This is a genomic window from Limnohabitans sp. TEGF005 (assembly GCF_055394835.1).
The window spans coordinates 1,010,792-1,023,897 of the sequence record NZ_AP029226.1 but is presented as its reverse complement, the minus strand read 5'-3'; the positions used below and the strand labels follow the sequence as shown (position 1 = coordinate 1,023,897).

General features: G+C 59.1%; 13 protein-coding genes. 2 read left to right on the top strand and 11 right to left on the bottom strand.

The features are described 5' to 3' along the window. Nucleotides 1–4: 4 nt before the first annotated feature. On the bottom strand, nucleotides 5–541 hold the full coding sequence (pal, locus tag ACZ5RG_RS04915) for a peptidoglycan-associated lipoprotein Pal (protein ID WP_315136046.1): 537 nt from the start codon (nucleotides 539–541) through the stop codon (nucleotides 5–7). Between the two features lie 39 nt (nucleotides 542–580). Continuing rightward, entirely contained in the window at nucleotides 581–1,873 is a 1,293-nt protein-coding gene (tolB, locus tag ACZ5RG_RS04910; protein ID WP_315235577.1) for a Tol-Pal system beta propeller repeat protein TolB, read from the bottom strand. Between the two features lie 99 nt (nucleotides 1,874–1,972). Between tolB and msbA the strand changes: the two genes are divergently transcribed. Next, entirely contained in the window at nucleotides 1,973–3,745 is a 1,773-nt protein-coding gene (gene msbA / locus ACZ5RG_RS04905; protein ID WP_464447923.1) for a lipid A export permease/ATP-binding protein MsbA, read from the top strand. 19 nt (nucleotides 3,746–3,764) lie between these two features. On the opposite strand, the gene rng is transcribed toward msbA, so the two are convergent. The 9 genes from rng to ACZ5RG_RS04860 form a co-directional block, all read right to left on the bottom strand. Further along, nucleotides 3,765–5,237: a ribonuclease G gene (rng, locus tag ACZ5RG_RS04900; RefSeq protein ID WP_298599803.1), complete on the bottom strand. Its 1,473-nt coding sequence runs from the start codon at nucleotides 5,235–5,237 to the stop codon at nucleotides 3,765–3,767. Nucleotides 5,238–5,329: 92 nt separating this feature from the next. Further along, nucleotides 5,330–5,932, bottom strand: coding sequence for a Maf family protein (locus ACZ5RG_RS04895; protein ID WP_464447922.1), 603 nt, complete (start codon nucleotides 5,930–5,932; stop codon nucleotides 5,330–5,332). Beyond that, nucleotides 5,929–6,396 carry a 23S rRNA (pseudouridine(1915)-N(3))-methyltransferase RlmH gene (gene rlmH / locus ACZ5RG_RS04890; RefSeq protein ID WP_019428759.1) on the bottom strand — a complete coding sequence of 156 codons (468 nt, stop codon included), beginning with the start codon at nucleotides 6,394–6,396 and terminating at the stop codon, nucleotides 5,929–5,931. Before rlmH ends, ACZ5RG_RS04895 begins: the two co-directional genes overlap by 4 nt. A gap of 6 nt (nucleotides 6,397–6,402) precedes the next feature. Continuing rightward, nucleotides 6,403–7,197, bottom strand: coding sequence for a ribosome silencing factor (gene rsfS, locus ACZ5RG_RS04885; RefSeq protein ID WP_315235573.1), 795 nt, complete (start codon nucleotides 7,195–7,197; stop codon nucleotides 6,403–6,405). Further along, on the bottom strand, nucleotides 7,197–7,838 hold the full coding sequence (gene nadD, locus ACZ5RG_RS04880; protein WP_312260382.1) for a nicotinate (nicotinamide) nucleotide adenylyltransferase: 642 nt from the start codon (nucleotides 7,836–7,838) through the stop codon (nucleotides 7,197–7,199). Before nadD ends, rsfS begins: the two co-directional genes overlap by 1 nt. Further along, nucleotides 7,829–8,749, bottom strand: coding sequence for an oxygen-dependent coproporphyrinogen oxidase (gene hemF, locus ACZ5RG_RS04875; RefSeq protein ID WP_315136034.1), 921 nt, complete (start codon nucleotides 8,747–8,749; stop codon nucleotides 7,829–7,831). The genes nadD and hemF overlap by 10 nt, the downstream gene beginning before the upstream one ends. A 22-nt stretch (nucleotides 8,750–8,771) precedes the next feature. After that, the gene (locus ACZ5RG_RS04870; RefSeq protein ID WP_298599818.1) at nucleotides 8,772–9,428 is read right to left on the bottom strand and encodes a 1-acyl-sn-glycerol-3-phosphate acyltransferase; all 657 of its coding nucleotides are present in this window, start codon (nucleotides 9,426–9,428) and stop codon (nucleotides 8,772–8,774) included. Between the two features lie 15 nt (nucleotides 9,429–9,443). Then, on the bottom strand, nucleotides 9,444–10,724 hold the full coding sequence (gene purD, locus ACZ5RG_RS04865) for a phosphoribosylamine--glycine ligase (RefSeq protein WP_464447921.1): 1,281 nt from the start codon (nucleotides 10,722–10,724) through the stop codon (nucleotides 9,444–9,446). Between the two features lie 9 nt (nucleotides 10,725–10,733). Continuing rightward, nucleotides 10,734–11,459, bottom strand: coding sequence for a YebC/PmpR family DNA-binding transcriptional regulator (locus tag ACZ5RG_RS04860; RefSeq protein WP_298599823.1), 726 nt, complete (start codon nucleotides 11,457–11,459; stop codon nucleotides 10,734–10,736). Between the two features lie 71 nt (nucleotides 11,460–11,530). Between ACZ5RG_RS04860 and ACZ5RG_RS04855 the strand changes: the two genes are divergently transcribed. Further along, the gene (locus ACZ5RG_RS04855) at nucleotides 11,531–13,054 is read left to right on the top strand and encodes a helicase HerA-like C-terminal domain-containing protein (protein WP_464447920.1); all 1,524 of its coding nucleotides are present in this window, start codon (nucleotides 11,531–11,533) and stop codon (nucleotides 13,052–13,054) included. Nucleotides 13,055–13,106 lie beyond the last annotated feature (52 nt).

Below are 13,106 nucleotides of genomic sequence, written 5' to 3'. Positions count from 1 at the left end.
GCGTTCAATACCGGATTTCGACGCGGCGGTTTTTAGCCAAGTCAGCTTCGGCAGAGCCTTGAGCAGCCGGTTTTTCCTTGCCGTAGCTGACCGCTTCCAGTTGGCTGTCGGACACACCCAGCAAACTCAAAGCCTGACGCACAGACTCGGCCCGCTTTTGGCCCAGTGCCAGGTTGTATTCGCGGCCACCGCGCTCGTCGGTGTGACCTTCCAAATTGGCTTTGCGTTGCTTGTTGGCCTGCAAGAAACGGGCGTGGTTTTCGATCACAGGACGGGCTTCAGCGCGAACCACAAAGCTGTCGTAATCAAAATAGACCACATGCGCCACGCCCACAGGGCCAATGCTCGAACCCGACTTGTCAACCACCACGCCGCTCACACCTGTTTGTGCGCCGTTTTGGTCGTTGCCAATGCCTTGCGTAGACACGCCAGAGGATGTGGCCGACTTGTCTTCAACCGGCACATCGTCCAGTTTCACGCCCGATGCACAACCTGCCAACAGCGCCACAAACAACAAACTGGCCAAAAATTTCTTCGTCATGATTTACCTCGTCAATTTAAAAAGTGAATGTTCAAAAATTCATTTGCGCACCGGGCCCCAGTGGGGTTCCCGGATATCGCCGCCCTGCCCAGCCAAGCGGGCTTTGATGCGCCCATCCAATGTGGTGGTCATCAAGGATTCGCGTCCTTGGAAAATCGTCGCATAGACCAGCAAGCGGCTGTTCGGTGCGAAACTGGGGCGCTCGTCCGCCGATGTGTCGGTCAGGGCCGTGACTTGACCAGAAGCCAGATCCATCAAGTGCAAGCGAAATGCACCGCCGATGCGAGACACATAGGCCAACCAACGACCATCTGGACTGACTGCAGGCGAAATATTGTAGGTGCCCGAGAATGTCACGCGCTCGGCTGGCCCACCCTGAGCAGGCATGCGGTAAATCTGGGGGCTGCCGCCCCGATCACTGACGAAGAACAAAGCGCTGCCATCCGGTGAGAATGCGGGCTCTGTGTTGATGCCGCCGGATGACGACAAGCGGCGCGGTTCGCCGCCGTTCAGGTCAATCCGGAAAAGCTGGGAGCCGCCATCGCGGCTGAGTGTCGCGGCCAGTGATTTTCCGTCAGCGCTCCAGGCTGGCGCACTGTTAGAGCCTTTGAAATTGGCCACTGCCCGCCGTTGGCCAGTGGCCAGTTCGTGCACATACACGACGGGCTTACGCAGTTCAAATGAAACGTAAGCCAACTGGGTGCCACTGGGCGACCAGGATGGTGAAATGATGGGCTCTGGACTGGTCAAAGCCGACTTGGGATTTTCGCCGTCGGAGTCTGCAATCCACAAAGAATAGCGGTCGCCCGCCTTGGTCACATAGCTGATGCGCGAGGCGAAAGCCCCCGGAGTGCCCGTGAGCTGCTGGTAAATCCAATCGGCCATACGGTGCGCCGACAAACGCAACTCGCCCGCAGAAACGGTGTCTTTGAAATCGCTTTTTTCCTGGCCCTTGACCACATCCCACAAGCGGGCGCGGACATCAAAACGACCATCGGCCAATCGGGTCACAGAGCCGGCAACCAAGGCCTCGGCGGACAACTGGCGCCAAGGCGACCAATCCGGCCGGCTGGTTTCGTCCAGCAGGACAGAACCCGCAGCCAAGCCCTTGAACTGCCCACTGCGCTCCAGATCAGCTTGGACAATGCTGGCCAGCTTTTGCGGGGCAGCCGCCTCGCCTTTGAAGGGTGCAATCACGACCGGCAATTGGGTCATGCCCACGCCGGTCACTTCCACACGGAATTGCGCCCAAGCTGGCACCGCCAGCGCACTCAAAACAAGCAGCTTTAGCAAGCAGGACAACAGGCCAATGCGCAAAAAAACAAGCTTCATGTCGGTGGGGTGATCAGTGAAATCGCGGAACCCGTGATCGTACACCGTAGAAACCCATTTACGGCCCTTGGACCCGCTGCTCTACTTACAATCTAGGCCATGAGCCTGCCCTCCACCCCTCCCACTTCTCAGTCCAGTATTCGGGAACGCTTGCGACGACTGGCGCCTTATTTTGGGAATCAGCGCGGGATTTGGGCCATAGCCGTTTTGGCGACCCTGATCGCCGCATTGACCGAGCCGATGATTCCGGCCTTGTTTCAGCCTTTGCTGGACAAAGGGTTTTCTGAGAACAAACTGCCTTTGTGGGCCATCCCGGCGGCTGTAGTCGGCTTGTTCACGGTCCGCGGCATGGCCAACTTCGTCGCGCAATACGCCCTCTCCAGGTTGACCAATGACGGTATGGAAAAGCTCCGGTCACAGTTGTTCGCACAACTCATGAAGGCCGATCTATCCCTCTTTTCAAAGCAATCAGCCAGCGCCCTGTCGAACACCCTTGTTTACGAGGTCCAGAATGGCTCTTCGCAATTGGTGTCCGCAGTGATCGCATTGGCGCGTGACGGGTTCACGCTGATCGCCCTGTTGGGTTACTTGATGTGGCTGAACTGGAAGCTCACCCTGGTGGTGTTTACGGTGGCCCCAGGCTTGAGCTGGATCATGAAAGCCCTGTCTCGGCGACTGTACAAATTGACCAAAGAAAGCCAAAACGCCACCGACAACCTGGCCTATGTGGTCGAAGAAAACGTCTTGGCCCACCGTGTTGTGCGACTGCAAGGGGGCCAAGCCCACCAAATTGCGCGTTTTGCCCAACTGGCCCAGGTGCTTCGCCGTCTGGCCCTGAAGACCACCGTGGCCTCTGCAGCCATGACACCATTGACCCAAATCATGGCGGCTTTGTCACTGTCCATGGTGCTGGTGTTGGCGCTGTACCAAAGTCAAAACGGCGCATCAGGCGCAACCGTGGGCGGCTTTGTGGCGTTCATCACCGCCATGCTGATGCTGGTCGCCCCCATCAAGCGTTTGGCTGAGATTTCCAGCCCCATCACCCGGGGGCTGGCAGCCCTCGAAAGAGGCCTGACGTTAATTCATGAGGCCAAGGAAGAAACGCAAGGTGACTACACCAGCACCCGAGCCCAGGGTGCAGTGTCTTGGCAGGAGGTGCATTTGAAGTTCTCCGCTGAGGGGCAACCGGCTCTGTCAGGGGTCAACCTCGAGGTCAGCCCTGGAGAAACCGTGGCCCTCGTGGGCGCATCAGGGGCCGGCAAAACCACCCTGATCCAATTGCTGCCCAGGTTCGTGCAAGCCAGCTCTGGCAAGGTGTGCATCGATGGCGTGCCCATTCAGGATTGGGCGCTGGACAGTTTGCGGCGGCAAATCGCCATGGTCAGCCAGGATGTGGTCATGCTCAACGACACAGTGGCCGCCAACGTCTGCCTGGGTCATGACGCGAACAGGGATCGGATCCAGGCCAGCCTGGAAGCGGCCAACCTGTGGAGCCATGTGTCGCAAATGCCCCAGGGCATGGACACGCTGTTAGGCCACAACGCCAGCCAGCTGTCTGGCGGTCAGCGCCAGCGACTGGCCATTGCCAGGGCGCTCTACAAAGATGCGCCGATTTTGATTCTCGACGAAGCCACATCGGCGCTGGACAACGAGTCTGAACGGCTGGTTCAGGATGCCTTGCAAAAACTCATGCAAGGCCGGACCACCTTGATCGTGGCGCACCGCCTGTCCACAATCGAGCATGCAGACCGTGTGGTGGTCATGGAGCAGGGCCGAATTGTGGAACAAGGTGCACCAGCCCACTTGCTGGCATCGGGTGGCGCTTATGCGCGGTTGCACCACCGTGGCGAATGGGCCAACGAGGCCGCTTAACAGCCCAGCTCAGCCAAGCTCAGAGCAGCACGACATCGTATTGTTCAGGCCCCATGGCGGGCTCGACTTGCAGCGAAATTGGCTTGGCGATGAAGTCCGACAAGCCCGCCAGGTGCTGGCTTTCTTCGTCCAACAACAAATCGATCACCGCCGAGGTGGCCAAAATGCGGAACTCTCGGGGGTTGAACTGACGCGCTTCGCGCAGAATTTCTCGCAAGATGTCGTACACCACCGAGCGTGGCGTCTTGACGATGCCCTTGCCCTGGCAGCTGGGGCATGGCTCGCACAGCATGTGAGCCAATGACTCGCGGGTGCGTTTACGGGTCATTTCAAGCAAGCCCAGCGACGAAAAGCCACCGGCCATGGTTTTGACACGGTCCCGTGCCAATTGCTTGCGAAACTCGGCCAACACGGCATCCTGATGGTCCGCGCGGGACATGTCGATGAAGTCGGCAATCACAATGCCACCCAGGTTGCGCAGACGCAGCTGACGGGCAATGGCCTGAGCCGCCTCCAGATTGGTCTTGAAGATGGTGTCTTCAAAATTGCGCGCCCCGACATAACCGCCCGTATTCACATCCACCGTGGTCAGCGCTTCGGTCTGGTCAATGATCAGATAGCCACCTGATTTGAGGTCCACCCGACGGCCCAATGCCTTGGCGATTTCCTCGTCAATCGAGTAAAGGTCGAAAATCGGCCGCTCTCCTTTGTAGAGTTGCAGGCGCTCGGCCGCTTTGGGCATGAACTCAAGACCAAAGGACTGCAGTTTGGCAAACTGCTCTTGTGAATCGATGCGGATACTTTGCGTGACCTCGCCCACCAGATCGCGCAACACACGCTGCAACAGTGTGAGGTCTTGGTGCAACAAGGACGCGGGCGGCAAGCGCATTGAGGCTTCCTTGATACGGGTCCAGGTTTTGCGCAAATAAGCGATGTCGTCTTGCAATTCTTCGTCGCTCGAATCTTCCGCATTGGTGCGCAAAATGAAGCCGCCACCCGCAGGGCCCACCAGCGCCTGGAGCCTTTTGCGCAGCGCATCGCGTTGGTCAGAAGGGATTTTTTGCGACACGCCAATGTGGTCGTCTTGGGGCAAAAACACCAGATGACGTCCCGCAATGCTGATTTGCGTAGACAAACGAGCGCCCTTGGTTCCCATCGGGTCCTTGATGACCTGCACCAAGATCGCTCGGCCTTCAAACACCTGTTTTTCAATGGGTACCAGCGGCTGGCCTGTGCGTGCAGCAGCGGCCTCGCCTTCGGCATGTTTTTGCCACACATCGGCCACATGCAAAAAGGCCGCTTTGTCCAGACCGATGTCGATGAAAGCCGACTGCATGCCGGGCAAGACCCGGGCCACTTTGCCCAAGTACACATTGCCCACCAGACCGCGCTCCAGCGTGCGTTCGACGTGCAGCTCTTGCACGGCACCAAATTCGACCACCGCGACCCGGGTTTCCTGGGGCGACCAATTGACCAAAATATCTTGTTGCATGGATGGAATCAGGTTGAAAAATGGGGGGCTGCTCACAGCATGTCAACACACAAGGCACGGGGCAAGGGCCTCGAAAGCGTCCCGTCAACAGCTCAGCAGCGAACGCCTAACGTGCGCAGCAAACGGGCCGTCTCGAAAAGCGGCAGGCCCATGATGCCTGAATAACTGCCTCGAATCTGTTCAATGTGGGCAGCCGCCCTGCCCTGTACACCGTAGGCGCCGGCCTTGCCCATGGGCTCGCCAGTGGCCACATAGGTCTTGATCTGTGTGAGGGTCATCGGCGCGAAACGCACCCAGGAAGCCGACACGGCAGACACGCGCCGGCTGCCTTTTTGCAGCGCCACCGCCGTCAACACCCGGTGGGTTTGGCCCGAGAGTAATTGAAGGATGCGCAGGGCATCGGCTTCGTCTGTCGGTTTGCCCAAAATGTCACGACCCAGACACACCGTGGTGTCGGCGCACAGCACAGGTGCTGCGGGCAGGCCTTGACGCTGAAGGCGCTGCACAGCGGCGTCCAGCTTCAAGCCCGTAACACGAGCCACATAACGCGCTGGCGCCTCGGCTCCGCGCACGTCTTCCAACGATTCGGCGTCTTCCTCCTGCCCGGCCAACAGCAAAGTGTGAGCCACACCGATTTGGTCCAGCAACTGGCTGCGCCGGGGGCTTTGGGAGGCGAGGTAAATGAAATCGCTCATTCGCGGTGATAGGGGTGGTTGGCGTTGATCGACCAGGCGCGGTAGAGCTGCTCGATCAGCAGCACACGGGCCATGGCGTGGGGCAAGGTCATGTCGGACAGGCGAATGCGCTCATGAGCGGCTTGCCTGAACTCTGGCTCCAGTCCATCCGGCCCGCCAATCACCAAGGCCACATCGTCGCCCCCCAACTGCCAGCTGGTCAGGCGTGTGGCCAAGGCCTGGGTGGTGAGGTTGGTGCCACGCTCGTCCAACACCACAATGCGGGTGCCGCGTGGAATGGCTGCTTCGATGCGCTGGCGCTCTGCGGCATACAGCGTGGGCAGGGTTTTGGAGCCACGGGGCTCGGTTTTCACGGCCTTGAGCTCGACCTTGAGCTCAGGCGGAAAACGTTTGGCGTAGTCGTCCCAGGCAGTTTGAGCCCAGTCGGGCACACGCAGGCCGACCGCAACGATCAGCAACTTCATGCAGGATCAATCGGCTTTACGGCGGGTCGTGGCTTGCACGGCCTTGCGAGCGGGTGCTTTTTTGGCCGCGGGCTTGGCGGCCGCTTTGGCAGCGGGTTTGACCGTTGGCTTGCCCACTGTTTTCAAGGTGGGCTTGCTGGTGGTACTGGGCTTGGCCGCTGACTTGCTGGCTGGCTTGGCAGCGGTTTTGGCTGCCGTTTTAGCGGGTGCCTTGGTCGCTGTTTTGACAGCAGTCTTGGAGGGTGCTTTTGCCGCTGCTTTGGGGGCTGCTTTGGCCGGCGTTTTCGCAGCCGGCTTGGCTGGCGCCTTCAAGGCGGGCTTGGCCTTTGCCGCAGGCTTGGCGCTTGTGGTTTTTGCGGCCGAGGCTTTGGTGGCTTTTTTGGCCACGGAGTTCTTGATGTGGCCTTTGACTTCAGCGGTCGCCACAGGCTTGGGCGCACCGAACTTCAAGCGGACTGGCGTGCCGCCCCAGATTTCTTCGAGGTTGTAGTAAGTGCGGATGGTGGGCTGCATGACATGCACCACGGCTTGGCCGCAATCCACGATGATCCATTCGCCGTTGTCTTCGCCTTCCATGCGGGGCTTGCCAAAACCAGCGTTGCGTACTTTGTCGCGCACACTGGCGGCCAAGGCTTTGGTCTGGCGGTTCGAGGTGCCGGATGCAATGATGACCCGCTCAAACAAGGAGGACAGGTGCTCGGTGTCAAACACCTGGATTTCTTGGGCCTTGACGTCCTCCAAGGCGTCCACAATGGCCCGCTGGAGTTTTTGAATGTCTTTTTTAGCGGCGTTTTCGGTCATCAATGGGGCCTGTAAAGGTGGTGTTCGTGAATATAGCGCTCAACAGCGGGGGGCACCAGGCTTGTAATGGCCTGCTCTTTGGCTAGCAGCTCACGGATGTCCGTGGCACTGTGAGGCATCAGCGGCATCTCCAGAGTCCGAATGCGCGCTTGCAGCTTGTCAGAAAGAGGCGGAGTTGTCTGTAGCGCACCCAACTCTTCGTTCCAGGCACGCACGGCCATATCACGCCCTGCGGCGCAGATTATAGCGATGCGCCCGATTTCGTCGATCTGGTGCCACGATGGCAAGGCGCGGCGCTGGTCATCACCCAGCAACAAATACAGCTGTGCCTGTGGAAACTCGGCCTGCAATTCGCGCAGCGTGTCCACGGTGAAGCTGGCGCCCGAGCGCCGGATTTCCCGATCGTCCACCACCACCTGTGGCAGGTGCTGGTAGGCCAATCGGGTCATGGCCAGTCGGTGATGGGCTTCACTCAAAGTACGTGTTTTGTGCCATGCCAGCCCAGTGGGCAAGACACGCACTTGGTCAAGTTGCAGCGCGGCCACCGCGGCTTCTACCAAAGCCACATGTGCCAGGTGCGGCGGATCAAAGGCCCCACCAAAAACACCCAGCCTGTTGACTGGCGGCAGACTCAAACCCAATCCTTGGGTACCAAAAAGTGGCTCAGCAAACGTGCTTCTGGTGAACCAGGCTCGTCCTGGCGCTGGTAAGACCAGCGCACCTCGGGCGGCATGGACAACAAGATCGACTCGGTGCGACCGCCAGACTGCAAACCGAAATGCGTGCCCCGGTCCCAGACCAAATTGAACTCCACATAGCGGCCCCTGCGGTACAGCTGGAAGTCTCGCTCACGTTCACCATAAGGCGTGTCTTTGCGACGCTGGACGATGGGCATGTAGGCGCTCAGCAAGGCGTCGCCCACGCTTCGCAGCATGGCAAAGCTCTGGTCCATGCCCAGCTCGGCAAAATCGTCAAAGAAAATGCCGCCCACACCGCGCTGCTCGTGGCGGTGCTTGTTACAAAAGTAATCGTCGCACCAGGTCTTAAAACGGGGGTGCAAGCCATCGCCAAAAGGCCCCAGCGCATCTTTGCAGGTTTGGTGAAAATGCACCGCATCTTCGTCAAAACCATAGTAAGGCGTCAGGTCCATGCCGCCGCCAAACCAGGCCACGGGGGCTTTGCCTTCGGGCTTGGCCGCGATCATGCGCACGTTCATGTGCACCGTGGGCACATAGGGGTTTCGGGGGTGAAACACCAGCGACACACCCATGGCCTCAAAGGCCGAACCCGCCAACTCTGGCCGATGCTGCGTAGCTGAAGGCGGCAGCTGCGGCCCGCTCACATGAGAAAAGCCACAACCGGCACGCTCAAACACAGGGCCACCTTCCAGGATCTGGGTGATGCCGTTGCCCTGTAGCTTTTCACCAGGCTCTTTTTGCCAGGCGTCCACCAAAAACGGGGTGCCGTCGATGTCGGTCAAGGCCCCGGTGATACGGGACTGCAGACCGACAAGATAGTTCTTGACCGTGTCGAGTTCAAACGATGTGCTCATGGGGTTTACCAACGCAAAAAAATCAGGAAGGATGTGAGGCCGAGGAGACGTTCACCGCTTTGGGGCTAGCCTGCGGACTCCAGGGTGTGATCGGCCCCATCTGCTTGGCATGAAAACCCTGGACCCCGGCAAACACTTGGGCCATGTGCGCGTAATCCTCCTCGACTTGCCCTGTCAGGTCGTAAAAGTCCACCACACTGAAACAACGTTGGCCCCAGTCGAGTTTGACCAAGGCCAACGGCACTTGGGCCCCTGCTGCCACTTGGTAAAAACCACTGCGCCAGCCGGGCGTGAGGCTGCGTGTGCCCTCAGGGGCCAGCCCCAGCCAGAGCAACTGGTCATTTTGCTTGTGCTGTTCGAACTGATGGACCATCTGGCCCACCACGCCACGCGAAGAGCTGCGGTCAATCGGAATGCCGCCCACCCAGCGCATCCAACGCCCGATCAAGGGAAACTTGAACAGCGAATCTTTCCCCCAGAAATGCGCCGGAATGCCCAATGCCCATTTGGCCAACATGCCGATCGGAAAATCCCAATTGCTGGTGTGCGGGTAGACGATGGCCACGCCCTGGCGCGTGGGAAATCCCTCAAACTCCAGACGCCAGCCCAGCATCTTCAAGATCCAGCGGGCCAAGCGAGAGCCTTGAAAATTCACAGGGTGTGTTGACGGTGCGCTCATATCGGGTATCCGTGTTCAGTTCTTGATAGCGCGATAACCAATGTCCTTGCGCATCTGCATTCCGTCAAAAACAATGGGGCTGGCTGTCTGATACGCCTTTTGTTGCGCCTGACGCACGGAATCGGCCAAGGCAGTGACGCACAGGACACGCCCACCCGAGGTCTGGATCTGGCCGTCTTTTTCAAGTGTGCCAGCGTGAAAAACCATCGCATCGTCCTCGTCTTTGGGCAAGCCGCCGATGACGTCACCTTTGCGCGGGTTCATGGGGTATCCAGCTGCAGCCATCACCACGCCCAAGGCGACACGGCGATCCCATTCCATTTCAAAACTCTCAAGGCCTTCTGATGTGGCCGCCAACAGAACTTCAAAAAAGTCTGATTTCAGGCGCATCAAGATGGGCTGGGTTTCAGGGTCACCCATGCGGCAGTTGAATTCGAGGGTCTTAACGCGCCCTTGAGGGTCGATCATCAAGCCCGCATATAAAAAGCCGGTGTAATTGATGCCGTCTTTTTCCATACCCCGAATGGTGGGCAAGATGACTTCGCGCATGGCCCGAGCATGCACTTCGGCCGTGACCACGGGTGCGGGCGAATACGCGCCCATGCCACCTGTATTAGGGCCTTCGTCGCCGTCCTGCAGGCGTTTGTGGTCCTGGCTGGTGGCCAGTGCCGCCACATTTTTGCCATCGCACAGCACCATGAAGCTGGCTTCCTCGCCTTGCAAAAACTCCTCGATCACCACCCGTGCACCCCCTGCGTTGTGGGCGACACCCAAAGTGTTGTCGAGCAACATGAAGTCGATGGCTTCGTGGGCCTCGGTCAGCGTCATGGCCACAACCACGCCTTTGCCTGCAGCCAGGCCATCGGCCTTGACCACGATCGGTGCCCCCTTAAGGTCCACATAGGCGTGCGCCAGGGCAGCATCGGTGAAGGTTTCAAACTCGGCCGTGGGAATGCCATGCCGTTGCATGAAGGCCTTGGAAAATGCCTTAGAGCTTTCGAGCTGGGCGGCCGCTTGCGTGGGGCCAAAAATCCGCAAACCGTGGGCACGGAAATCGTCCACGATGCCTGCGGCCAAGGGCGCTTCCGGACCGACCAAGGTCAAGCCAATGTCGTTGTCAATGGACCACTGGCGCAGTTGCGCCAAATCGGTAACCGGGACATTGATCAGGTCAGGGTCTTTGGCTGTGCCACCGTTGCCAGGGGCCACATAAACCTGTTGAATTCGTGGCGATTGCGCCAATTTCCAGGCCATGGCGTGTTCACGGCCACCATTGCCGACTACCAATACTTTCATCAAACTTCCTTAATCTTCAAATTCGGCGTTATGGAAAACGTTTTGCACATCGTCCAAGTCTTCCAGCACATCCAGCAATTTTTGCATTTTGACCGCATCGTCACCACCAAGGGCGATGCTGTTCTCTGCACGCATGGTGACTTCGGCCATCTCAGCGACCAGCCCGGCGGTCTCCAGCGCATTTTTGACAGATTCAAAATCAGTCGGGGATGTCAGGACTTCGATGGCCCCCTCCTCGTCCGTGATCACGTCCTCGGCACCGGCCTCAAGGGCCACTTCCATGACCCTGTCTTCGCTCGTGCCCGGCGCAAAAATCAGTTGGCCGCAATGCTTGAACTGAAACGCCACAGACCCTTCGGTGCCCAAGTTGCCGCCATGCTTGCTCAAGGCGTGGCGCACCTCGGCCACGGTGCGCACCCGGTTGTCGGTCATGGTGTCCAAAATAATGGCCGCGCCCCCAATGCCATAGCCTTCGTAGCGGATTTCCTCGTAGCTCACACCCTCGAGGTTGCCTGTGGCTTTGTCCACGTTGCGCTTGATGGTGTCGGCGGGCATGTTGGCCGCTTTGGCTTTCTCAATGGCCAGGCGCAAGCGCGGATTGGCGCTGACATCGCCGCCTCCGGTTCGGGCTGCCACCATGATTTCACGAACCACCCGGGTCCAGATGCGCTGACGTTTTTCGTCTTGCCGCCCCTTGCGGTGCTGAATATTTGCCCATTTACTGTGGCCAGCCATCGGGAATTCCTTGAATGTTGATTTAACCTACAGTCTGGATTTTACTTTTCACAAGCGGGAGAAAAACGAACATGACTGAACCCATGCTGATTGCGCAAAATGCCCAGGTGCAATGTCACCTCCTCCCGGGTCTGGCCAACCGCCATGGCCTGATCACAGGCGCCACAGGCACAGGTAAAACTGTGACCCTGCAAACCTTGGCCGAGAATTTCTCGCGCATGGGTGTCCCCGTCTTCATGGCCGACGTCAAAGGCGATCTGACCGGCATCAGTCAAGCCGGAAAAATAGGAGACAAGCTGGCCGCCGTGCTCAAGGACCGGGGCATTGCCATGCCCGTGCCCATGGCCTGCCCCACAACCCTTTGGGACGTGTTTGGCGAACAAGGTCACCCGGTGCGCGCCACCATTTCTGACATGGGCCCCTTGCTGTTGACCCGCATGCTGGGCCTGAACGACACCCAAGCCGGGGTGCTGAACCTGGTGTTCAAGATCGCCGATGACAACGGCTTGCTGCTGCTGGACATGAAAGACCTGCGGGCCATGCTGCAGTATGTGGGTGACAACGCCAAGCTGTTCACCACCGAATACGGCAACATCAGTGCTGCGAGCATTGGGGCCATTCAGCGCGGCCTGCTGCAGATCGAAAGCGAGGGCGGCGACCGTTTCTTTGGCGAGCCCATGCTCAACATTGAAGACTTTATGCAGACCGACGCCAAAGGCTTGGGGGTCGTGAACATTCTGACGGCCGACAAGCTGATGAACTCGCCCCGCTTGTACGCCACCTTCTTGTTGTGGATGCTGTCCGAGCTGTTCGAAGTGCTGCCCGAAATCGGCGACCCCGAAAAACCCAAGCTGGTGTTCTTCTTTGATGAGGCGCACTTGTTGTTCAAGGACGCTCCTGCGGCGCTGGTCGAGCGCATCGAGCTGGTGGTGCGCTTGGTGCGGTCCAAAGGCGTAGGGGTGTACTTTGTCACCCAGAACCCATTGGACATCCCGGACAGCGTGCTCGGTCAATTGGGCAACCGGGTGCAGCATGCTTTGCGCGCCTACACCCCACGCGACCAAAAAGCCGTGGCCGCCACGGCGCAGACCATGCGCCCCAAGGTCGGACTCGACATCGAGGCAGCCATCACCGAGCTGGCGGTAGGCGAAGCCTTGGTGAGCTTTCTGGATGCCAAGGGACGCCCATGCGAGACCGAACGCGTGTTTGTGCTGCCGCCAGCCAGCCAACTGGGGCCCATCACACCCGCACAACGGCAAGACTTGATCCAGAATTCCTTGGTGGCAGGCGTTTACGAAAACCACCATGACCGGGATTCAGCCTACGAGAAGATCAAGGCAGGCGCGTCTCAGGGTCAGACCAGCGAAGCACCCGCGCTACCGGGTCAGGCCACAGCACCTGCCGACAAGGAAGGCAGCCTGATGGGCGGCTTGTCCGACATGCTGTTTGGCAGCTCAGGGCCCCGAGGCGGACAACGCGATGGCGTGGCCCAGTTGGTGGTCAAGAGCGCGGTACGCACTGTGGGATCGGCCATTGGGCGTGAAATTGTTCGCGGTGTGCTGGGCAGTTTGTTGGGTTCAAGCCGCCGCCGCTGACCGCTGATTTCAGACGAAAAAAAAACCGCCGGGTGAGGCACCCGGCGGTTTT

Bases quoted from the DNA above. Each gene is read 5' to 3' on its own strand.
- pal (WP_315136046.1), bottom strand. From the start codon at position 541: ATGACGAAGAAATTTTTGGCCAGTTTGTTGTTTGTGGCGCTGTTGGCA.
- tolB (WP_315235577.1), bottom strand. From the start codon at position 1,873: ATGAAGCTTGTTTTTTTGCGCATTGGCCTGTTGTCCTGCTTGCTAAAG.
- msbA (WP_464447923.1), top strand. From the start codon at position 1,973: ATGAGCCTGCCCTCCACCCCTCCCACTTCTCAGTCCAGTATTCGGGAA.
- rng (WP_298599803.1), bottom strand. From the start codon at position 5,237: ATGCAACAAGATATTTTGGTCAATTGGTCGCCCCAGGAAACCCGGGTC.
- ACZ5RG_RS04895 (WP_464447922.1), bottom strand. From the start codon at position 5,932: ATGAGCGATTTCATTTACCTCGCCTCCCAAAGCCCCCGGCGCAGCCAG.
- rlmH (WP_019428759.1), bottom strand. From the start codon at position 6,396: ATGAAGTTGCTGATCGTTGCGGTCGGCCTGCGTGTGCCCGACTGGGCT.
- rsfS (WP_315235573.1), bottom strand. From the start codon at position 7,197: ATGACCGAAAACGCCGCTAAAAAAGACATTCAAAAACTCCAGCGGGCC.
- hemF (WP_315136034.1), bottom strand. From the start codon at position 8,749: ATGAGCACATCGTTTGAACTCGACACGGTCAAGAACTATCTTGTCGGT.
- ACZ5RG_RS04870 (WP_298599818.1), bottom strand. From the start codon at position 9,428: ATGAGCGCACCGTCAACACACCCTGTGAATTTTCAAGGCTCTCGCTTG.
- purD (WP_464447921.1), bottom strand. From the start codon at position 10,724: ATGAAAGTATTGGTAGTCGGCAATGGTGGCCGTGAACACGCCATGGCC.
- ACZ5RG_RS04860 (WP_298599823.1), bottom strand. From the start codon at position 11,459: ATGGCTGGCCACAGTAAATGGGCAAATATTCAGCACCGCAAGGGGCGG.
- ACZ5RG_RS04855 (WP_464447920.1), top strand. From the start codon at position 11,531: ATGACTGAACCCATGCTGATTGCGCAAAATGCCCAGGTGCAATGTCAC.